The sequence below is a fragment of the Aeromonas sp. QDB39 genome (assembly GCF_027707585.1).
Lineage (GTDB): Bacteria > Pseudomonadota > Gammaproteobacteria > Enterobacterales > Aeromonadaceae > Aeromonas > Aeromonas hydrophila.
Genome location: NZ_JAPCIV010000005.1, coordinates 140,158 through 160,137 on the forward strand (window position 1 = coordinate 140,158; position 19,980 = coordinate 160,137).

A 19,980-nucleotide genomic window follows, 5' to 3' on the forward strand; every position below is an offset into this window, starting at 1 on the left:
AAAACTATAGGGACGGCCCGCCGGAGTTGGATGGGCGGATATTTCACTGCATTTGGCACCGTAATCCAGAATATTGGACGGAAATTGTGGTGCTTATCCATTTCTACTGCATATCGAAGCGGCTTGTCCAGGCTATTTTCCCCTGATTGTTAAGGGGTTTTTTATTCCAACTCGTTCTGAATGATCTGCCCCGTCGGCACGGTCGTATCAACAGGGACCTTTTACCGAGGAATCTGTCGATGAAACTGGCGCTGTTTCCCCTCTCGGCCCATCTGCTGCCCGGCGGCATCATGCCGCTGCGCATCTTCGAGCCCAGATACCAGCGCATGATCGCCCAGGCGGGAGATCAGGGCTTCGCCCTCTGCATGCTGGATCCCCGCCAGCCCGATGCGCTGCGCAACATGTACCCCATCGCCACCCGGGTGCGGATCGTCGACTTCGATCAACTGCCGGACGGCCTGCTCGGCATCACGGTGCTCGGCATGGAGCGGGTCAGGATCACCGATCTGTGGCAGGAGGCAGACGGCTTGCGGATCGGGGAGGTGGAGCAATTGCCCCCCTGGCGCACCGGCCGGCTCAATGCCGACCAGCACTCGCTGGCCAAGGCGCTGCAGGAGGTGTTCGAAGACTACCCGGAATACGCGGCCCTCTATCGCAACCCCGACTGGGGCGATGCCAGCTGGGTGGCCCAGCGCTGGCTGGAGGTGCTGCCGATCCCGGTGGAGCAGAAGCAGTGGCTGGTGGCGGCGGAAGACAATCAGCCGGCGCTCTCCCTGCTGAGCGGGTTGCTGGTCGCCAGCCATTGAGCCCTCTTTGATACGGTGCCGGTGATCCTTTTGCCGCGGCGCACGTATTGGCACTCATCACCCTCTTCAAGGTACGGCGCCATGGCATATACTGGCCAATCACAATCGACTCCGCACAGGATATCGCCCCCCATGGATGACCCCGCCGGCGATCTGAAATCCCTGCTGGTGCGGGTGGCCGAGCATGGCGACAAGGCCGCCTTCGCCACCCTGTTCCAGCACTTTGCCCCGCGTATCCGCAGCTACGGGCTGCGCCACCTTGGCAGCGAGGCCAACGCCATGGAGCTGGTACAGGAAACCATGCTGCTGGTGTGGCAGAAGGCCCGGCTCTATCATCCCGACAAGGGGGCTGCCACTACCTGGATCTACACCGTGATGCGCAATCAGGGCTTCGACATGCTGCGCCGACGCCGCGCCAGCAAAGAAGAACTCTGTGCCGAAGAGCTGTGGCCCATGCTGGAGTTCAGGGCGGAAGAGGAGCACCTGAGCGGCGGCGAAGACGCCGTGCTGACCCGCCAGATGGCCCATTACGTCGGCACCCTGCCGGAACCGCAGCAGCAGGTGGTGCGCGGCATCTACCTGCAGGAGCTCTCCCAGCAGGAGCTGGCGGACCGGCTCGGCGTGCCGCTCGGCACCATCAAATCCCGCCTCAGACTGGCATTACAAAAATTGAAGGAACAAGTGGAGCAAGGCCATGATTAAAGCCCATCCCGTTCAGGCCATGTTGCGCGCCTTTGCCGCCGACGAATTGCCCCTGCCGCTGGCCGTCGGCGTTTCCGCTCACTGCGAGCTCTGTCCCGATTGCGCGGCCCGGCTGAGGGCCTGCGAAGAGGAGCTGGCCCGGCAATATCTGGCGCCGGCCGAAGAGTGCGGGCCCTTGCCGGCGGCGTTCGATGCCATGCTGGCCGGCATCCTGCAGCAGCCGGTGGCCAGTGCCGCCGCGTTGAGTCAATCGGCGGCGGTCCAGCCCGAACTGCAGGTGGCGGGCCAGTCGTACCGGTTGCCACGGGTGCTGGCCCGACATCACGCTCCCAGCTGGCGCCACATCGGCGCCATCCGGCAGGTGAGCCTGCCGCTCGACGAACAGGGGGCCCGCGCCAGCCTGCTGCACATAGAGGCGGGCGGCCGTATCCCGGAGCACACCCACAAGGGTTACGAGCTGACCCTGCTGCTGGCAGGCACCATCGAAGATGGCGACACCCGCTATCAGGCCGGGGACTTCATCTGGCGCGATGCCAGCCACGCCCACAGTCCGCACACCCCGGACGGCTGCCTCTGCTACACGGTGCAGGATGCGCCGGTGCAGTTCACCAAGGGGCTGTCGCGGCTGCTCAACGGCATCAGCCATCGCCTCTACTGAGCCATGGCGGCAATAAAAAAGGGACCCTCGAGGTCCCCTTTTGCATGGTGTTGCGGCCGGATCAGGCGACGAACACCAGATAGACGGCGAAGGCCACCACGAAGCGGTAGATGGCGAACGGGATGAAGTCGAGGCGACGGATCAACGCCAGGAAGGTCTTGATGGCGATCATGGCCACCACGAAGGCGGTGATGAAGCCCACCGCGAACATGGGGAAGTCGGCCATGGAGAGCAGATCCCGGCTCTTGTAGAGATCCAGCCCGCTGGCCGCCACCATCATGGGCACCGCCAGGATGAAGGAGAACTCGGCCGCCGCCTGACGGCTGATCCCCATCAGCATGCCGCCGCTGATGGTGGCACCGGAGCGGGAGAAACCGGGCCAGAGCGCCAGGCACTGGAACAGACCGATGCCGAGCGCCTGCTTGTAGCTGATGTCGTCCAGGGTTTCGGAACGCACCGCCGGGCGGAACTTCTCGGCGATGATCAGCAGGATGCCGCCGGCCACCAGGGCGTACATCACGGTCTGTGGGCCGAACAGATTAGCCTTGATCCAGCTGTGGATGGCGAGGCCGATGATCACGGCGGGCAGCATGCCGAGGATGATGTGCACCAGCGAGAGGGTGGCGTGTCCCTGCGCCGGTTTCTGGCCGAAGTGGATGCCGATCAGGCCAAACAGGCGGCGCCAGAACACGGCGACCACCGCCAGGATGGAGCCCATCTGGATCACCACTTCGAAGGTGGCAGCCTTGGGGCCGTCGAAGCCAAGCAGGTGGCCGACGATGATCATGTGGCCGGTGGAGGAGACGGGGAGGAACTCGGTCAGGCCCTCCACTATGCCCAGCACGAAGGCGACAAACAGGGCGTAAGACTCTGTCATGTTTCAGATCTCTTGATTATTGGTCCGGATGAAGTCGGCCCCGAGCCGAGCCAGGGGCGACCAATGATGGAGGAAAATCGGGCGGGCAACCAGTGAATATTGTGTCGGTGCCAGGCCCCGCCGGCGGGATCGACGGCGGGGCCATGGGTTTTCGTTCGGGTCAGATTTGTTCGCTGTCGGCATCGGCCCCGATCAGGCGGTGCCCTGGCTGGCCAGGATCCCCTCGATTTGCTGCAGCAGCGCCGCATCCAGCGGGGGCTGGGCCTGGGCTTCTACAGCACTGACAATCTGCTGCGGGCTGCTGGCACCGATCAGGGCGCAGCTCACCACAGAGTCGCGCAGCACCCACTGCAGCGCCAGTTGCGACAGCGGTTGGCCCCGCTGCTGCGCCAGCGTATGCAGGGCCCGGATGGTGGCCAGCTTCCCGGCGGTGATCTGCTCGGGCTTGAGGAAGGGGCTGGCACTGGCGGCGCGCGAATCCGCTGGAATGCCGGCCAGGTAGCGATCGCTCAGCAGCCCGCCGGCCAGCGGGGAGAAGGCGACCACCCCCATGCCGTGTTCGCGGCAGGCCGGCAGGGTTTCGGCTTCAATATCGCGCTGGAACAGGGAGTATTTGAGCTGATTGACCAGACAGGGGGTGCCCAGCTCCGCCAGCCGGGCGGCGGCTTGCGCGGCGAGTGGGGCCGGGTAGTTGGAGAGGCCGACGTAGAGCGCCTTGCCCTGACGTACCATCAGGGCCAGCGCCTGACAGGTCTCCTCCAGCGGGGTGCGCGGATCCGGCCTGTGGTGATAGAAGATGTCCACGTAGTCGAGGCCGAGCCGGCGCAGGCTCTGGTGCAGGCTGGCAAACAGGTATTTGGCGCTGCCGCCGTCGCCGTAGGGGCCATCCCACATGATGTATCCCGCTTTGCTGGCGATGATGAGCTCGTCCCGATAGGGAGCCAGGCTACCCTTGAGCAGCTTGCCGAAGGTGATCTCGGCCGACCCCGGCGGCGGCCCGTAGTTGTTGGCTAGATCGAAGTGGGTGATGCCCAGATCGAACGCCTGGTGCACCATGGCTTTCGCGGTGGCGGGATCGCACTCGGCGCCGAAGTTGTGCCAGAGGCCGAGACCGATGCCGGGCAGACGCAGGCCGTGGCGACCGGCGGGTCGATAGGGCTGGCGCTGATAGCGGTCGGGGGCGGCGAGGTAGTGATCATCCATAACGACTCCTTGCGTGGACTTGTGTGCGAGCGGATGTGACGGGTGACCCCGCGCCCTCTTCATCCGCCATGTCGGCGTGGAGCAGAGCGCACGGGGCCAGCGTGTAGCCAGAGTGCCGCAAAGTGGTGATGCCGCCCCGACCGCGCCTGGGGTGGTCAGCGCAGGCCGCTGGGGTCAGCCGGCGGCGATAAAGCGATAACGGGTCTGGTGGCGATAGGTCTGCCCCGGCAACAGCCAGGGATCCCCCAGCTCGGGCCGGTTGGGACTGTCCGGCAACTGCTGGGCCTCCAGACAGAAGCCGGCGTGATCCTGATGGAGTCGGCCGCCTCGCGCCGGCGTATTGGCCAGCCAGTTGCCGGTGTAGAACTGCAGCGAGGGCTGGTTGGTGTAGACCTCCATCGCCAGCTGGCGATCCCCCGAGACCACCCGCGCCGCCCACTCGGCGCTCGGCCCGTTGAGCACGAAGGCGTGATCATACCCCTTGGCCTGTTGCAGCTGAGGGTGGCTCAGCCAATCTTGTCCGATAAGGCGCTCACGGCGCAGATCGAACGACCCCTCCACCGGTGCGAGCGCGAGCGGCAGCCCGCTCGGGTCGGTCGGCAGGAAACGGTCGGCATTAAGGCGGATGAGGTGGTCGCGCACATCGCTGCCGTCCGGGTTGTCATCGAGATTGAAGTAGGTGTGGCTGGTGAGGCTGACCGGGGTGGCGGCATCCGTGCTGGCGACGAAGTCCACCACCAGATCGCACTGCTCCAGCCGGTACTCCAGCGTGACCCGCAGGTTGCCGGGAAAGCCCTGATCCCCCGCCCGGGAGAGCAGGGTCAGCCTGACCCGGTCCGCCTCCCGCTCCTTGAGCTGCCAGTGCTGGCGATGAAACCCCGCCCGTCCGCCGTGCAGGCAGTGGGGTGACTGGTTGGCATCCAGCGGCCAGCGCTGGCCGTCGCGCAGCAGCTCGGCGCCGCCGATGCGGTTGGCAAAGCGCCCCGCCACTGCCCCCAGCCACACCTGCTGAGCGGGGTAGGCCTCATCGGCGCAGCCCAGCAGCACTTCGCGGCGCCCGCCCGCCACCGGCAGGGTGAGGGAGGTGAGGGTGGCGCCGAAATCGAGGCCGCGCAGGCGCAGCCCCTCCTCGTTTTCCAGCTCGAACGGGATCATGGCATCGCTCATAGTCTGCCTGCACCTGTGTTGCCGATCCGGCAGACGTTGCTGCCGGCCTGCATCATCAATGGGCTCATAGTTTTCCGGCCCCTGCGCTGGCGCGGCAGACGTAGCTGTCGGCCTTGAGGCCGAAGCGGGCCGGGTACTCGGCATCGACCGCGGCGATCACCTCGGCCACCTTGTCGGGGTGCAGCAGGGAGACCACGCAGCCACCGAAGCCGCCGCCGGTCATCCGCACGCCGCCCTCGGTGCCGATCCTGGCCTTGATGATCTCCACCAGACCGTCGATGGCGGGCACGGTAATTTCGAAGTCATCGCGCATGGCGGCGTGGGAGTCGGCCATCAGCTCGCCGAGGCGCACCAGATCCCCTTGCGCCAGCGCGTCGGCGGCGGCCAGGGTGCGGCTGTTGTCGCCCACCACGTGACGGGCACGGCGGTAACAGACCTCATCCAGCCCGGCCTTGCCCGCTTCCAGCGCCGCCAGATCCAGATCGCGCAGCGCCTTGACCCCGTAGTGACGGGCGGCGGCTTCGCACTGCTGGCGGCGGGTGTTGTATTCGCTGTCCACCAGGCCGCGGCGCACGTTGGAGTTGACGATCAGCACCGCCAGATCGGTGGGCATGGGGATGAGCCGGGTTTCCAGCGAGCGGCAGTCGAGCAGCAGGGCGTGATCCTGTTTGCCGCTGGCGGAGATCATCTGGTCCATGATGCCGCAGTTGCAGCCGACGAACTGGTTCTCCGCCTGCTGGCCGTTGAGGGCAATTTCGGCTTGCGTGATGGCGAGCCCCAGCGCCTCCTTGAAGGCCTGGCCGATGGCCACCTCCAGCGAGGCGGAAGAGGAGAGGCCGGCCCCCTGCGGCACGTTGCCGGAGACCACCAGATTGAGGCCGCGCAGCGGATAGCCTCGCTCCTGCAGGTACTTCACCACGCCGCGGATGTAATCGCTCCAGCGCTGGTCGGCATGGTGGCCGATGGGCTGGTCGAGATCGAACAGGTCGCGCTGGTTGCCGTAGTCGGCGGCGATCACGTGTACCAGGCTGTCATCGCGCAGGCCGATGGCGACGCAGGTCTCGTAGTCGATGGCGCAGGGCAGCACGAAGCCGTCGTTGTAGTCGGTGTGCTCGCCGATGAGGTTGACGCGGCCGGGGGCTCGCACCAGCAGGTCGGGTTGTTGCTCAAACTGCTCGGCAAACACGGCGCTGACGCGCTGGCTCGGGGTCATAGGGCCTCCTCGTTGGCCTGATTGGTCTGGTTGTAATGAATGGGGGAAAGCGCCCGCAGCCGTTCTGCGGCTTGTTCCGAAGTCGGAACACATTGACTGGGTCTCATCGCTTCTCCCCGTCAGCCTGGTTGTAATGAATCGGGGACAGGGCACGTAGCCGTTCGGCGGCTTGCTCGGGAGTGAGATCACGCTGGGTCTCGGCCAGCATCTCGAAGCCCACCATGAATTTGCGCACCGTGGCGGAGCGCAGCAGCGGCGGATAGAAGTGGGCGTGCAGTTGCCACGCCTCTGGGCAGTCGGAGCGGGGCGGGGCAAAGTGCCAGCCCATGGAGTAGGGGAAGCTGCACTCGAACAGGTTGTCGTAGCGACTGGTGAGCTCCTTGAGCGCGATGGCCAGATCCTGCTGCAGCTCGGGGGTGAGGTCGAGCAGAGAGGGAACGTGGCGCTTGGGCAGCAGCAGGGTCTCGAACGGCCAGGCCGCCCAGAAGGGAACTACCGCCAGCCAGTGGGCGGTCTCCACCACGATGCGGGAGCGATCCTGCAGCTCCCGTTCCACGTAGTCGACCAGCAGCGGGCGGCCGTGCTCCGCCAGCCAGTCGCGCTGGTGCTGCTCTTCGCGGGCAATCTCATTGGGCAGGAAGTCGCTGCCCCACAGCTGACCGTGGGGATGAGGGTTGGAGCAGCCCATGACGGCGCCCTTGTTTTCAAACACCTGCACCCATTCCCAGTGGGTCGACAGCTCGGCCACCTGCTCCATCCAGGTGGTGATCACCTGCTCGATGGCAGGCAGGGGCAGCTCGGGCAGGGTCTTGCCGTGATCCGGCGAGAAGCAGATGACCCGGCTGGTGCCACGGGCGGCTTCCAGCTTGAGCAGGGGATCCTGCTGGCCACTGGCGGCCGGGGTGTCCTGCATCAGGGCGGCGAAGTCGTTGGTAAAAACGAAGGTGTCCCGGTAGTCGGGGTTCTGGTCGCCGGTGACGCGCTTGTTGCCGGCACAGAGGAAGCAGTCTGGGTCATGGGCCTGGCTCGGCGCCAGGCTCACCTTCTCGACCTGGCCCTGCCAGGGGCGCTTGGCCCTGTGAGGGGAGACCAGCACGTATTGGCCGGTCAGCGGGTTGAAACGACGGTGGGGGTGATCAACCGGGTTGAACATCATCACTCCTCAAGCTCAATAAAAGGAATTACGGGCAGTGATGAGGGCGGGTGCGCCTCTCATCTGTGGCCCCTCTCCCGCGACGGGAGAAGGGAGCAAAACGGACATCATGCCTCGTACCCCTGGGGGTTGGCGGATTGCCAGCGCCAGCTGTCGGCACACATGGCGGCCAGATCCCGCCGGGCACGCCAGCCCAGCTCGCGCTCGGCCTTGGCGGGATCGGCCCAGCATTCGGCGATGTCGCCGGGGCGTCTTGGCTCGATGCGATAGGGCAAGGGGCGGCCGCTGGCCGCCTCGAACGCCGCGACCATCTGCAGCACGCTCTGGCCCTGGCCCGTGCCCAGGTTGTAGACGTGCACGCCACCCTTGCTGGCGCAGTGCTGCAGCGCCTTGACGTGCCCTTCGGCGAGATCCATCACGTGGATGTAGTCGCGCACGCCGGTGCCATCGACGGTGGGGTAATCGTTACCAAAGATGGAAAGGCAGTCGCGCCGGCCAATGGCGACCTGGGTCAAAAACGGCATGAGGTTGTTGGGGATCCCCTGGGGATCTTCCCCCATGGTGCCCGACTCGTGGGCGCCGACCGGGTTGAAGTAGCGCAGCAGGGTCATGCTCCAGTGCGGCTCCGCCCGCTGCAGATCCTCTAGGATCTCTTCGATGATCAGCTTGGATCGGCCGTAGGGGTTGGTGGCGCTGCGCGGGAAATCCTCCCGGATGGGGGTGCTGGCCGGGTCGCCGTAGACGGTGGCCGACGAGCTGAACACCAGGTTATGGACGCCGGCCCGCTGCATCGCCTGCAGCAATACCAGGGTGCCGCTCAGGTTGTTCTCGTAGTATGCGAGGGGGAGGCGGGTGGACTCGCCGACCGCCTTGAGGGCGGCGAAGTGGATCACGGCGTCGATCCGTTGCTCGCTGAAGATGCGATCCAGCAGGGCCGGGTCACGGATGTCCCCCTGATAGAAGCGGGGCTCGCACCCGCTGATGGCGGCGATGCGAGCCAGTACACCCGCCTTGCTGTTGCAGAGGTTGTCCACCACCACGGGCTCCATGCCAGCCGCTTGCAGTGCCAGGCAGGTGTGGCTGCCGATGTAGCCGCAGCCGCCGGTGACCAGTACTTTCATCCTCATCTCCACGCTGAAAAAAGCCTGTGAAGGAGTCTAGCCGAGGGGCCGGCGGGCAAACTGTGAACTGGCTAACAAATATGTGTAAACGATTACACTTGTTTTGATGGTCATCATTTCAGCAATATGGTTTTCCCCCCTGTTATCAGTGACATTGCTCGGTATAATGGCGCCATCCCGAGCCGTGAAATAAGTGAAAACAGCATGAGTACCATCAAGGATGTCGCCCGTTTGGCCAACGTATCGGTGGCAACGGTTTCACGGGTGATGAACAACTCACCCAAGGCCAGCGCCGCTTCCCGCGAGGTGGTTCAGAAGGCCATGGCCGAACTGGGCTACACCCCTAATGCCAACGCGCGGGCACTGGTCAGCCAGACCTGTGACACCATGGGGGTGCTGGTGGGCGACGTGGCGGATCCCTTCTTCGGCGCCCTGGTCAAGGGGGTGGCCGCGGTGGCGGTGGAACAGGGTCTGCACCTGTTGATGGGTAATGGTTTTCACAAGGCACGGCAGGAGCGCGAATCCATCGAACTGCTGATCGGCAAGCGCTGCGAGGCGCTGGTGGTGCACAGCAAGGCGCTGAGCGACGAGGAGTTGATCGACTACGCGCTGCGGGTGCCCGGCATGGTGCTGATCAATCGCGACATCCCGGCGCTCAAGGGGCGCTGCATCGCCCTCAACAACCGCCAGGGGGCCGCCACGGCGACCCGCCATCTGCTGGAGCTGGGCCACCGCCACATCGCCTTCCTCAGTTCGGATCACGCCATCGAAGATGCCATCTTGCGACTGCAGGGCTATCAGGATGCGCTGGCCGAGGCGGGGCTGCGGGCCGATCCCGAGCTGGTGGAGAGCGGCATGCCCAACGAGGAGGGCGGCGAGCGCGCCATGCTCAACCTGCTGGCCAAGGGGCTGCCCATCACGGCCGTGGTGGCTTACAACGATGCCATGGCGGCGGGGGCCATCTCGGTGCTGGCGGACAACGGCCTCAAGGTGCCGGAGGAGGTGTCGGTGGTGGGCTTCGATGACATCATCTATGCCAGATACCTGCGCCCCAAGCTCTCCACCATGCGCTATCCGGTTGAACTGATGGCAGCCCAGGCGGCCAAGCTGGCTCTGCAGCTGGCGGCGGGCGAAAGCGAGGCGGTGCAGAGCCGCATTTACACCCCGACCCTGATCAACCGTCACTCGGTGGCGCCCGTTCGAAGCTGATCCCTTTCATTTACTTCCGTTTATCGCTCCGGATCGCCGTTTTTGCGGCGCCTGATCCGGAGCCTTCGCCTTTTACCTGCATTTAGCGCATTTTTACCCTGTTTTACTTAACAAATTCAGTGTAATCGTTTACATCTGTGTGAGCGAGATCGCCGATCACCGGGCAAAACTCCCCTACACTGCATACGTTTTCGGCGTTCATGCAGGGAGAGAGAAGAATGCTCAGGGAGATAGTGGCCCGTCAGGACTGGCAGACCCAGGCGATTACCGCAGTGAATCGGTTGCCTGCCCATACCCCCTTGTTCAGCTGGCGCAGCGAAGCCGCGGCGCGGGATGATCTCGCCTCGCCATCGCGCACCCTGCTGGATGGGGAGTGGCGTTTCTCCTTCTTCGCGGCGCCCGAGCTGGTGCCGGAGCACTGGCTGGTCGAGGATCTGCTGGATGCCTGTGTCATCAAGGTGCCGGGCAACTGGCAGCTGGATGCGGCCTACCCAGGGTTGCGGCCTGCGACGGATGTGCCCATCTACACCAACATCAAATATCCCTTCCCGTGCGATCCACCGCGGGTGCCGGCCGAGAATCCCACCGGCTGCTACTCCCGCGAGTTCAGCGTGCCGGCTGACTGGCTCGCCAGCGGTCAGACCCGGATCATCTTCGATGGGGTGGACAGCGCTTTTCACCTCTTCTGCAACGGCCGCTGGGTCGGTTACTCCCAGGACAGCCGGCTGCCTGCCGAATTTGACCTGACCTCTTTCCTCTGCAGCGGTGACAACCGGCTGGCAGTGCTGGTGCTGCGCTGGTCCGACGGCTCCTATCTGGAAGATCAGGACATGTGGCGCATGAGCGGTATCTTCCGCTCCGTCAGCCTGCTGCACAAACCGGCTCGTCATCTGATGGACATTCGGGTCACCCCAGAGCTGGACGCCTGCTATCGCGATGGCCGCCTCAAGATCGCGCTGCAGGCGGCCAATGGGGCCGGTCTGTCGGTGGCGGCCTGCCTCTATGACGGCGGTGAGCAGGTGGCGACCCTGCGCCAGCCAATCGGCACGCAAGCCATTGACGAGAAAGGGGCGTATGACGATCGCGCCGAGTACTGGCTCGAAGTGGCGGCCCCGCGCAAATGGAGCGCCGAGACCCCCAACCTCTATCGCCTGACCCTGACCCTGCTGGACGAGCAGGGGGAGCCCATCGAGAGCGAAGCCTATGACGTGGGCTTTCGGGCGGTGGAGATCCGTGGCGGCCTGCTGCGGGTCAACGGCCAGCCGCTGCTCATTCGCGGCGCCAACCGTCACGAACACGATGCGGCCAGTGGCCATGTGGTGACCCCCGCCGCCATCGAGCAGGATCTGCTGTTGATGAAGCGGCACAACTTCAACGCGGTGCGCTGCTCTCACTACCCCAATCACCCCGAGCTGTATCGGCTGTGCGATCGGCTCGGTCTCTACGTGGTGGACGAGGCGAACCTGGAGACCCATGGCATGACCCCGATGGGGCGGCTGGCGCGGGATCCCGCCTGGAGCAACGCCTTCCTGGAGCGGGTGACCCGCATGGTGGCTCGCGACTTCAACCACCCCAGCATCATCATCTGGTCCCTTGGCAACGAGTCGGGTTATGGCCCGGTCCACGATGCCATGTATGGCTGGGTCAAGCGGGCGGATCCGAGCCGTCCGGTGCAATACGAAGGGGGTGGGGCCGATACGCCGGCCACCGACATCATCTGCCCGATGTATGCCCGCACCCATCAGGATCAACCCTTCCCGGCGGTGCCCAAGTGGGCGCTGGCAAAGTGGATCGGCCTGCCGGGGGAGACCCGCCCGCTGATCCTGTGTGAATACGCCCACGCCATGGGCAACAGCCTGGGGGGCTATGCCCACTACTGGCAGGCATTTCGCGATCATCCGCGGTTGCAGGGTGGTTTCGTATGGGATTGGGTCGATCAGGGACTGGACAAGCTGACCGATGATGGCCGTCATTTTTGGGCCTATGGCGGTGATTTCGGCGATACCCCGAATGATCGCCAGTTCTGCTGCAACGGTTTGGTGTTCCCTGACCGCACCCCCCATCCCGCCCTGTTTGAGGCAAAACGTGCCCAGCAGCCGTTCGGGTTGAGGCTGCTCGAGCGCCAGCCGCTGACGGTCGAGATCCGCAGTGAATACCTGTTTCGCGAGACGGACAACGAGCGGCTGCAGTGGCGGCTGTGCGAAGACGGCGTGGTGGTGAGCCAAGGTGAATGCCCACTCACCCTGGCACCGCAGGGCAGCATGACGCTGACTCTGCTGGAGCGGTTGCCGGCCTTTGCGCCGGGGGCGCTCGCCTGGCTGGATCTGGCCATCGTACAGCCCGCCGCCACGCCCTGGTCTGCGGCCGGTCACGAGGTGGCGCGCCAGCAATGCATGTTGCCTGCGCCGCTGGCGCTGCCTGCCGCCCGCACGCCGGCCACCTTTATTGAGCTGGCGGATGGCTGGCAGATCCGGGCGGCCGCCAGCGAGTGGCGGCTGGACAAGGCCAGCGGCCGCATCCAAAGCTGGTGCAAGCTGGGCCGTGAGCAACTGAAAGAGGCCATCGCCGATCACTTCTATCGGGCACCGCTCGACAACGACATCGGCACCAGCGAGGCGGACCACGCCGATCCCAACGCCTGGATCGCTCGTTGGCAGGAGGCCGGGCTCAATGAGTTGCAGCACCGCTGCCTCGATATGGTAGTGAGTCCTGACCAAGGGGTTGTGACTGTGTGTCACGGCTACTTCGTCGGCGAGGCGCTCAAGCTGCTGACCCGCTGGCGCCACCAGTTCGATCAGGATGGGGCCATGCGCCTCGCCATCGAGGTGCAGGTGGCGGCCGAGATGCCCTCTCTGCCGCGCATCGGCGCCCGGCTCTGGCTGGCCGACGAAGTGCTGGCGGCAGGAGAGGTGAGCTGGCTGGGACGCGGTCCGCACGAGAATTATCCAGATCGCCTGCTGGCTGCCGACCTCGGTCGCTGGCAGTCGTCGCTCGATGCGCTGCACACCGCGTATGTGTTCCCGACCGACAACGGGCTGCGCTGCGACACCCGTCAGCTGCAACTGGGTAGTGTCGAGGTCGAGGGGCTGTTCCATTTCAGCTTGAGCCGCTTCAGCCAGCAGCAGCTGGCACAGGCCCGCCACCAGACCGATCTGGTGGCCGAGGGAGGGCTGCACCTCTGTCTCGATGGCTTTCATATGGGGATTGGAGGCGATGACTCCTGGAGCCAGAGCGTGCGGCCGGAATATTGGTTGCAGCCGGGCGGCTACTATTGGAACTGTGTTCTACGCTGAATCTGAGCGATTGCTTAACAAGAAAGAGCCTCGTTCAGGGCTTTATCCTCAGCAGTCAAATATAACTGCATGATTTTTAATTGATTTGTTGCTATGTAACAGAGTGTAAACGTTTTCATTTTGTTGTCATGATCACAGATTGTCATACAACAAACTGATTACATTAGGCTGGCGCCAGTTCACTTGGTGTACAGCATTCCCTACAAAAACAGATAGAGAGATCGGAGCATAACAATGAAAAAGATCACGACCATTGCCGCCGTACTGATGAGCCTGATGGCTGGAGCCACCGCTCATGCCGAAACCCGCATCGGGGTGACCGTCTACAAATACGACGACAACTTCATGGCGGTAGTGCGCAAGGCAATCGAGAAGGAAGCGGCGGCCAACCCGGGGGTGGAGCTGCTGATGAATGACTCCCAGAATGACCAGTCCAAGCAGAACGATCAGGTCGACGTACTGCTGGCCAAAGGCGTGAAGGCGCTGGCCATCAACCTGGTTGACCCGGCGGCGGCCCCGGTCGTGATCGAGAAGGCCCGTGGCGAGGACGTGCCCGTGGTGTTCTACAACAAGGAGCCGAGCGCTGCCGATCTGGCCAGCTATGACAAGGCTTACTACGTGGGTACCGACTCCAAGGAGTCAGGCATCATCCAGGGTCAATTGATCGCCAAGCACTGGAAAGCCAACCCGGCCTGGGATCTGAACAAGGACGGCGTCATCCAGTTCGTGCTGCTGAAAGGGGAGCCGGGTCACCCCGATGCCGAAGCCCGTACCACCTACGTCATCAAGACGCTGAACGACGGCGGCATCAAGACCGAGCAGCTTCACATGGATACCGGTATGTGGGATACCGCCATGGCCAAGGACAAGATGGACGCCTGGATCTCCGGCCCCAACGCCAACAAGATCGAAGTGGTCATCGCCAACAACGATGGCATGGCGATGGGTGCCGTCGAGTCGCTGAAGGCCCAAGGCAAGACCGCCATCCCGGTATTCGGGGTTGATGCTCTGCCGGAAGCGCTGGCACTGGTCAAGAGCGGTGCCATGGCCGGTACCGTGCTGAACGATGCCGCCAACCAGGCCAAGGCGACTTACGAGCTGACCAAGAACCTGGCAGAAGGCAAAGCGGCCGGTGAAGGCACCAAGTGGAACATCGTCAACAAGGTTGTGCGCGTTCCCTACGTTGGTGTCGATGCTGACAACCTGTCCAAATTCGAATAATTCCCTCCTCCCGGGCAAGGGGTCTCCCCTTGCCCTCAGTTTCAACCAGATGTGATGGCTGATATGACAACACAGCAACAATCAGAATGGCTGTTGGAGATGATTGACGTCAGTAAAAGCTTTCCCGGCGTCAAGGCACTCGATAATGTCAATTTACGGGTCCGTCCTCATTCTGTGCATGCGTTGATGGGCGAGAACGGGGCAGGAAAATCCACGTTGCTCAAGTGCCTGTTCGGCATTTACGAGAAGGATCAGGGCAAGATCTTCTTCAAGGGGCAGGAGATCAACTTCACCTCCTCCAAAGAGGCGCTGGAGAATGGCGTCTCCATGGTGCATCAGGAGTTGAACCTGGTGCTGCAACGCTCGGTGATGGACAACATGTGGCTCGGCCGCTATCCCACCAAGGGGATGTTCGTCGACCACGGCAAGATGTATCAGGACACCAAGCATATCTTCGACGAGCTGGACATCGACATCGACCCAAGGGTCAAGGTCGGTACCCTCTCCGTCTCCCAGATGCAGATGATCGAGATCGCCAAGGCGTTCTCCTATGACGCCAAGATCGTCATCATGGACGAGCCCACCTCCTCGCTGACCGAGAAAGAGGTGAGCCACCTCTTCAAGATCATCAACAAGCTCAAGGAGAAGGGCTGCGGCATCGTCTACATCTCCCACAAGATGGAAGAGATCTTCCAGCTGTGTGACGAGATCACCATATTGCGGGATGGCCAGTGGGTGGCGACCCAGCCGCTCAAGGGCATGACCATGGATCAGATCATCGGCATGATGGTCGGCCGTGAGTTGACCCAGCGCTTCCCGGAGAAGACCAACCAGCCGAAAGAGGTGATCCTCGAAGTCGAGCACCTGACGGCTAAGAACCAGCCCTCTATTCAGGACATCACCTTCAACCTGCACAAGGGGGAGATCCTCGGTATCGCCGGACTGGTGGGGGCCAAGCGCACCGACATCGTCGAGACCCTGTTCGGCATCCGCGATCGCAGTGAAGGTATCATCAAGCTGCACGGTCAGCTGGTGGCGAACCACAATGCCCACGAGGCGATCCGCAACGGCTTTGCACTGGTGACCGAGGAGCGGCGCTCCACCGGCATCTATTCGCGCCTCGACATCGCCTTCAACTCCCTGATCGCCAACATGGACAACTACAAGGGTTCCATGGGGCTGCTCAGCGACAACAAGATGAAGAGCGATACCCAGTGGGTCATCGACTCCATGCGGGTCAAGACACCGACCCAGCAGACCCAGATCGGCTCCCTCTCGGGGGGCAACCAGCAGAAGGTGATCATCGGCCGCTGGCTGCTGACCCAGCCGGAGATCCTGATGCTGGACGAACCGACTCGCGGCATCGACGTGGGGGCCAAGTTCGAGATCTATCAGCTCATCCTGGAGCTGGCGAAGAAGGACAAGGGCATCATCATCATCTCGTCGGAAATGCCCGAACTGCTCGGCATCACGGATCGCATCATGGTCATGAGCAATGGCCGGGTCGCCGGGATCGTCAATACCAAAGAAACTGACCAGAGCGAGATACTGCGCCTGGCATCTCTGTACCTCTAGAGACAGGAAGACATTTATGGAGTCGGCTAAAAATTTCAATCTGATGCGGGCGCTCAAGGAGAACGGCATCTACGTGGTGCTGCTGGTGCTGCTCATGATCATCGTGATCAAGGAACCCTCCTTCCTGAGTCTCACCAACTTCAGCAACATCCTGACCCAGTCTTCGGTACGGGTCATCATTGCGCTGGGGGTGGCTGGTATCATCATCACCCAGGGTACGGATCTGTCGGCCGGTCGTCAGGTCGGCCTGGCGGCGCTCATCGCGGCGACCATGCTGCAGGCGCTGACCAACGTCAACAAGGTGTTTCCCAGCCTGGGCGAAGTGCCTATTCCGGCGGTGATCCTGCTGGTGTGCGTGGTGGGGGCCCTGATTGGTCTGGTCAACGGCCTTATCGTGGCTTATCTGAACGTAACCCCGTTCATTACCACCCTGGGGACCATGATCATCGTCTACGGCATCAACTCCCTCTACTTTGACTCGGTGGGCGCCTCGCCGGTAGCCGGTTTTGACCCCCGCTTCTCCAGCTTCGCGCAGGGGTTCATCAAGCTGGGCGGCTTCAAGCTATCCTATCTGACCTTCTATGCCGCCATCGCCAGCGTGTTCGTCTGGGTGCTGTGGAACAAGACTCGCTTTGGCAAGAACATCTTCGCCATCGGCGGCAACCCGGAAGCCGCCAAGGTCTCCGGTGTGAACGTGGCGGTCAACCTGGTGATGATCTATGCGCTGGCTGGGGTGTTCTACGCCTTCGGCGGCATGCTGGAAGCGGGCCGGATCGGCAGTGCCACCAACAACCTCGGCTTCATGTATGAACTCGATGCCATCGCCGCCTGCGTGGTGGGGGGGGTGTCGTTTGCCGGCGGGGTGGGCACGGTCGCCGGGGTGATCACCGGGGTACTCATCTTTACATTGATCAACTATGGTTTGACCTATATCGGGGTCAGCCCTTACTGGCAGTTCATCATCAAGGGCGGCATCATCATTCTGGCGGTGGCACTGGACTCCATGAAGTACGCCAAGAAGAAATAACGATTGGCAGAGAGGGTTGGCAGTGCCAGCCCTCTCTTCTGGAGGGATCCCATGCCATTCAAGGTCAAGATTTACGTTCTGTTGCTGCTGGCCATTCTGGTCACCATCGGCACTGCCTGGTTCAGCGTCAATCACTTCATCAGCGCCTATATCCGCACCCAGGCTACCCAGAACATCAACGAGCAGATCTCTCTGGTCAAAGATAAGCTGGCCAGCGACATCAATCAGAAAATCCTGCTGGCGGCCAACCTCAACTTCGGGGTGACCAACGTCAAGAAGACGCTGGAAGAGACCGGCTTTCACAATATCGTCAAGGTGATCGGTGACATGGCGTTCGACGTGAGCGGGGTCATCAACGATACGGCCAAGGTCGATGCGCTGCGCAAGCTGATCCCCGCTGCCAACAACCAGATCACCGTCAGCCCGCTGCAGCAGGTGGATGGCAAGCCCGTCATCTCGATTCTGGTGCCGCGAGGGGCCGACTCTGCCTACCTTTATTACCTCGACATGAGCGAGTTCAAGAACCTGCTTGAGAAGGTGAGCGGCGAGGGGCGTTACTTCTCGCTGGCCGATGGCCAGGGCAATGTGCTCTACAGCAGCAAGCCGCAGGGAGAGAACGAGGCTCGTCCCAATCCGCTGGATATCCGTGGCAGCAGCTGGACGCTGACCGGCTACATCGATCTAGACTACATCCGCACCATGACCCAGGCGCTCAACGGCCAGATCATTATGGCGTTGCTCGGGGTGGCGGTGGTGGTGATGGTACTCGCCGTACTGGCGCTCAATCTCGCCTATCGTCCCATCCTTTCGCTGCGGGATCTGGTGCTGGAGCTCTCCCGTGGCAGCGGCGATCTGACTCGCCGGCTGGCGGTAACCAGTACCGATGATCTGGGCCAGATTTCGGCCGGCATCAACCGCTTTATCGAGCGGCTGCAGGAGATGATGAACGAGGTACGGCAGGCCAGCGGCCAGCTCAACAGCGGTATCGAAGGGCTGGCCAGCCAGACCGGCGCCGCCCAGTCCCTGCTGGCGGATCACGTGCGGGAGACCGAGCAGGTGGTGACTGCCATCAACGAGATGAGCCGTACCGCCGTCTCGGTGTCGGAGAGTGCAGCCAGCACGGCCCAGCTGACCGGCCAGAGCCAGCAGCTGGCGAGCCAGTCCCGCCAGGTGGTGGATCAGGCCATGGCCAGCGTGATGGCGCTGGTGGACGAGGTGGAGGCCACTGCCCGCTCCATCGAAGCCATGCAGCAAGATGTGCAACAGATTGGTTCGGTACTGGGCGTGATTGGCAGCATAGCCGAGCAGACCAACCTGCTGGCCCTCAACGCCGCCATCGAGGCGGCCCGCGCTGGCGAGCAGGGGCGCGGTTTTGCGGTGGTGGCCGACGAGGTGCGTTCCCTCGCCGCTCGCACCCAGCAGAGCACGGCGGAGATTCAGACCATGCTGGCCAGTCTGCAGCGGGGTACCCAGACGGTGGTGGATGCCATGAGCAACACCAAACAGAGTTGCCAGGGGGCGGCCGAGAACACTACCAGGGTCAATGAGTCGCTGGACCTGATGGCGGGAGAAGTGGTTGAGATCAACGATCTTATCAGCCACATCGCCACGGCGGCGGAACAGCAGAGCGCGGTAGCCGAAGAGATCAATCGCAACATGAGTGCGATTGCTGAGGTGATCCGCCAGCTGACTCACAACGGGGAGGAGACGGTAGCCAGCTCCGCCGCGATGCAGCAGACCTACGACAGGCTGCGGGAGATTGTGGGCCACTTCCGGCTCGAGTAGATGTTGGAGTCTGGCCGCTGAAGAAAAATGGCCAAAAAAGATGGGGGCGACTTGCGTCGCCCCCGATAGTCTTATCGCTCATGTCCTTGAACGAAGTTGCTCCCTGCAATCCCTGACTATACCTCTTCCTTTAGGTTTCCCCTTCCCAATCCTTTGGGGTGTCCTTTAGCCATCATGGCCTGACGAGTCATCCGTTCCCGTCGCACTTTCTCCGTCCTGGGAGGTGTCCTTTACCACATCCTGTGGTGAGTCCATTTGCCCAACCCTGGCAGCCAGTCTTCCTGACCGACTTCATTGCGTCCGTGCAGGAGTAACTATAAGGATTTCACGGGGCACGACAACGGTAGATTGAAAAACGTTTTTACGTATCTCGTTACGAAGGAAACTTGTTTCGATATATTTCATTTTAAATCAGTGGGTTGATTTATTTATGTTCAGGTTTTTTGATCCTATCTTCCGACTATCGCGAGAGCTTTTTCGGCGCTTTGCTCACGAGGTGAATGGCGAATGTCTCACAAGCCGTTTAACCGGGGTTCAGAAAAGGATAAGGGGAGCAGAGCGCGGGGAACTGGGGGCGATAATCAGTGTCACGACTGTCGTGTCAGTTGTGTTCCTGCAGCCGTTCATAGATGGTTTGGCGCTCTTCCGGGCTCAAGGAGGAGAAGTAATGGGTAAACAGACGCAGCAACAGGGATTTGTTCATGCCATCCTGCTGGGTCAGGCTGCCAAGCTCATCGATGGCCGTGGTACTCAGGGAAAAGGTCGCTTTTTTGTAGCTGGGTTTCAGGTGTTCACCGTTTTCGATGAAGGCGAGTGCAGTGAGGGCTTCCTCCCGATGCAGAGTCAGCTCCAGACTGACAACTTTGGGTTTGCCCTTGGCGTAGAAGTCAGCATCTTCGATGAACTCGTCAATGGTGAACTTCTTCTGATGATGCAGATTGTGTTTTTTCTTCAGGTCGGCAAGGCCCAT

Annotated in this window: 16 protein-coding genes; 9 read left to right on the forward strand and 7 right to left on the reverse strand. The window is 62.5% G+C overall.

Features of this window, described 5'->3' with window-relative positions:
- The first annotated feature begins 239 nt into the window (after nt 1–239).
- From PG899_RS04600 to PG899_RS04610, 3 genes are all read left to right on the forward strand, one after another.
- Nucleotides 240–806, forward strand: coding sequence for an LON peptidase substrate-binding domain-containing protein (locus PG899_RS04600; RefSeq protein WP_060390805.1), 567 nt, complete (start codon nt 240–242; stop codon nt 804–806).
- A gap of 132 nt (nt 807–938) precedes the next feature.
- Nucleotides 939–1,508, forward strand: coding sequence for a sigma-70 family RNA polymerase sigma factor (locus PG899_RS04605; RefSeq protein ID WP_016352315.1), 570 nt, complete (start codon nt 939–941; stop codon nt 1,506–1,508).
- Entirely contained in the window at nt 1,501–2,166 is a 666-nt protein-coding gene (locus tag PG899_RS04610) for a ChrR family anti-sigma-E factor (RefSeq protein WP_113994464.1), read from the forward strand. Before PG899_RS04605 ends, PG899_RS04610 begins: the two co-directional genes overlap by 8 nt.
- 61 nt (nt 2,167–2,227) lie before the next feature.
- Here PG899_RS04610 and bacA read toward each other — a convergent pair whose 3' ends face one another.
- From bacA to galE, 6 genes are all read right to left on the reverse strand, one after another.
- On the reverse strand, nt 2,228–3,043 hold the full coding sequence (bacA, locus tag PG899_RS04615; RefSeq protein WP_016352313.1) for an undecaprenyl-diphosphate phosphatase: 816 nt from the start codon (nt 3,041–3,043) through the stop codon (nt 2,228–2,230).
- A 192-nt stretch (nt 3,044–3,235) separates the two neighbouring features.
- Entirely contained in the window at nt 3,236–4,246 is a 1,011-nt protein-coding gene (locus PG899_RS04620) for an aldo/keto reductase (protein ID WP_113994465.1), read from the reverse strand.
- A gap of 174 nt (nt 4,247–4,420) precedes the next feature.
- Nucleotides 4,421–5,413: a galactose-1-epimerase gene (galM, locus tag PG899_RS04625; RefSeq protein ID WP_162498610.1), complete on the reverse strand. Its 993-nt coding sequence runs from the start codon at nt 5,411–5,413 to the stop codon at nt 4,421–4,423.
- A gap of 64 nt (nt 5,414–5,477) precedes the next feature.
- On the reverse strand, nt 5,478–6,626 hold the full coding sequence (gene galK / locus PG899_RS04630) for a galactokinase (protein ID WP_113994467.1): 1,149 nt from the start codon (nt 6,624–6,626) through the stop codon (nt 5,478–5,480).
- Between the two features lie 103 nt (nt 6,627–6,729).
- Complete coding sequence (locus PG899_RS04635) at nt 6,730–7,779, reverse strand: UDP-glucose--hexose-1-phosphate uridylyltransferase (RefSeq protein WP_113994468.1); 1,050 nt, start codon at nt 7,777–7,779, stop codon at nt 6,730–6,732.
- A gap of 107 nt (nt 7,780–7,886) precedes the next feature.
- Entirely contained in the window at nt 7,887–8,900 is a 1,014-nt protein-coding gene (gene galE / locus PG899_RS04640) for a UDP-glucose 4-epimerase GalE (RefSeq protein WP_113994469.1), read from the reverse strand.
- A gap of 204 nt (nt 8,901–9,104) precedes the next feature.
- On the opposite strand from galE, the gene PG899_RS04645 reads away from it, so the two are divergent.
- The 6 genes from PG899_RS04645 (at nt 9,105) to PG899_RS04670 (ending at nt 19,010) form a co-directional block, all read left to right on the forward strand.
- Nucleotides 9,105–10,109 carry a substrate-binding domain-containing protein gene (locus tag PG899_RS04645; RefSeq protein WP_011707764.1) on the forward strand — a complete coding sequence of 335 codons (1,005 nt, stop codon included), beginning with the start codon at nt 9,105–9,107 and terminating at the stop codon, nt 10,107–10,109.
- A 218-nt stretch (nt 10,110–10,327) separates the two neighbouring features.
- Complete coding sequence (locus PG899_RS04650; RefSeq protein ID WP_113994470.1) at nt 10,328–13,402, forward strand: beta-galactosidase; 3,075 nt, start codon at nt 10,328–10,330, stop codon at nt 13,400–13,402.
- A 234-nt stretch (nt 13,403–13,636) separates the two neighbouring features.
- Nucleotides 13,637–14,623, forward strand: coding sequence for a galactose/glucose ABC transporter substrate-binding protein MglB (gene mglB, locus PG899_RS04655; RefSeq protein WP_011707762.1), 987 nt, complete (start codon nt 13,637–13,639; stop codon nt 14,621–14,623).
- A gap of 54 nt (nt 14,624–14,677) precedes the next feature.
- Nucleotides 14,678–16,198, forward strand: a complete 1,521-nt coding sequence (gene mglA, locus PG899_RS04660) for a galactose/methyl galactoside ABC transporter ATP-binding protein MglA (protein ID WP_113994471.1) — start codon at nt 14,678–14,680, stop codon at nt 16,196–16,198.
- Nucleotides 16,199–16,214: 16 nt separating this feature from the next.
- A complete protein-coding gene (mglC, locus tag PG899_RS04665) occupies nt 16,215–17,225 on the forward strand; it encodes a galactose/methyl galactoside ABC transporter permease MglC (protein WP_011707760.1) in 1,011 nt (336 codons plus the stop codon).
- A gap of 51 nt (nt 17,226–17,276) precedes the next feature.
- Nucleotides 17,277–19,010 (forward strand): methyl-accepting chemotaxis protein, encoded by a 1,734-nt coding sequence (locus PG899_RS04670; protein ID WP_113994472.1) that lies wholly within the window; start codon nt 17,277–17,279, stop codon nt 19,008–19,010.
- 601 nt (nt 19,011–19,611) lie between these two features.
- Here the strand turns inward: PG899_RS04670 and PG899_RS04675 are convergent.
- Nucleotides 19,612–19,980 (reverse strand): hypothetical protein, encoded by a 369-nt coding sequence (locus tag PG899_RS04675; RefSeq protein WP_017409768.1) that lies wholly within the window; start codon nt 19,978–19,980, stop codon nt 19,612–19,614.

Coding starts and splice junctions, on each gene's coding strand:
- PG899_RS04635 (WP_113994468.1), bottom strand. CDS start 7,779: ATGTTCAACCCGGTTGATCACCCCCACCGTCGTTTCAACCCGCTGACC.
- PG899_RS04605 (WP_016352315.1), top strand. CDS start 939: ATGGATGACCCCGCCGGCGATCTGAAATCCCTGCTGGTGCGGGTGGCC.
- mglA (WP_113994471.1), top strand. CDS start 14,678: ATGGCTGATATGACAACACAGCAACAATCAGAATGGCTGTTGGAGATG.
- PG899_RS04670 (WP_113994472.1), top strand. CDS start 17,277: ATGCCATTCAAGGTCAAGATTTACGTTCTGTTGCTGCTGGCCATTCTG.
- galM (WP_162498610.1), bottom strand. CDS start 5,413: ATGAGCGATGCCATGATCCCGTTCGAGCTGGAAAACGAGGAGGGGCTG.
- bacA (WP_016352313.1), bottom strand. CDS start 3,043: ATGACAGAGTCTTACGCCCTGTTTGTCGCCTTCGTGCTGGGCATAGTG.
- mglB (WP_011707762.1), top strand. CDS start 13,637: ATGAAAAAGATCACGACCATTGCCGCCGTACTGATGAGCCTGATGGCT.
- galK (WP_113994467.1), bottom strand. CDS start 6,626: ATGACCCCGAGCCAGCGCGTCAGCGCCGTGTTTGCCGAGCAGTTTGAG.
- PG899_RS04675 (WP_017409768.1), bottom strand. CDS start 19,980: ATGGGCCTTGCCGACCTGAAGAAAAAACACAATCTGCATCATCAGAAG.
- PG899_RS04620 (WP_113994465.1), bottom strand. CDS start 4,246: ATGGATGATCACTACCTCGCCGCCCCCGACCGCTATCAGCGCCAGCCC.
- PG899_RS04645 (WP_011707764.1), top strand. CDS start 9,105: ATGAGTACCATCAAGGATGTCGCCCGTTTGGCCAACGTATCGGTGGCA.
- PG899_RS04610 (WP_113994464.1), top strand. CDS start 1,501: ATGATTAAAGCCCATCCCGTTCAGGCCATGTTGCGCGCCTTTGCCGCC.
- galE (WP_113994469.1), bottom strand. CDS start 8,900: ATGAAAGTACTGGTCACCGGCGGCTGCGGCTACATCGGCAGCCACACC.
- PG899_RS04650 (WP_113994470.1), top strand. CDS start 10,328: ATGCTCAGGGAGATAGTGGCCCGTCAGGACTGGCAGACCCAGGCGATT.
- PG899_RS04600 (WP_060390805.1), top strand. CDS start 240: ATGAAACTGGCGCTGTTTCCCCTCTCGGCCCATCTGCTGCCCGGCGGC.
- mglC (WP_011707760.1), top strand. CDS start 16,215: ATGGAGTCGGCTAAAAATTTCAATCTGATGCGGGCGCTCAAGGAGAAC.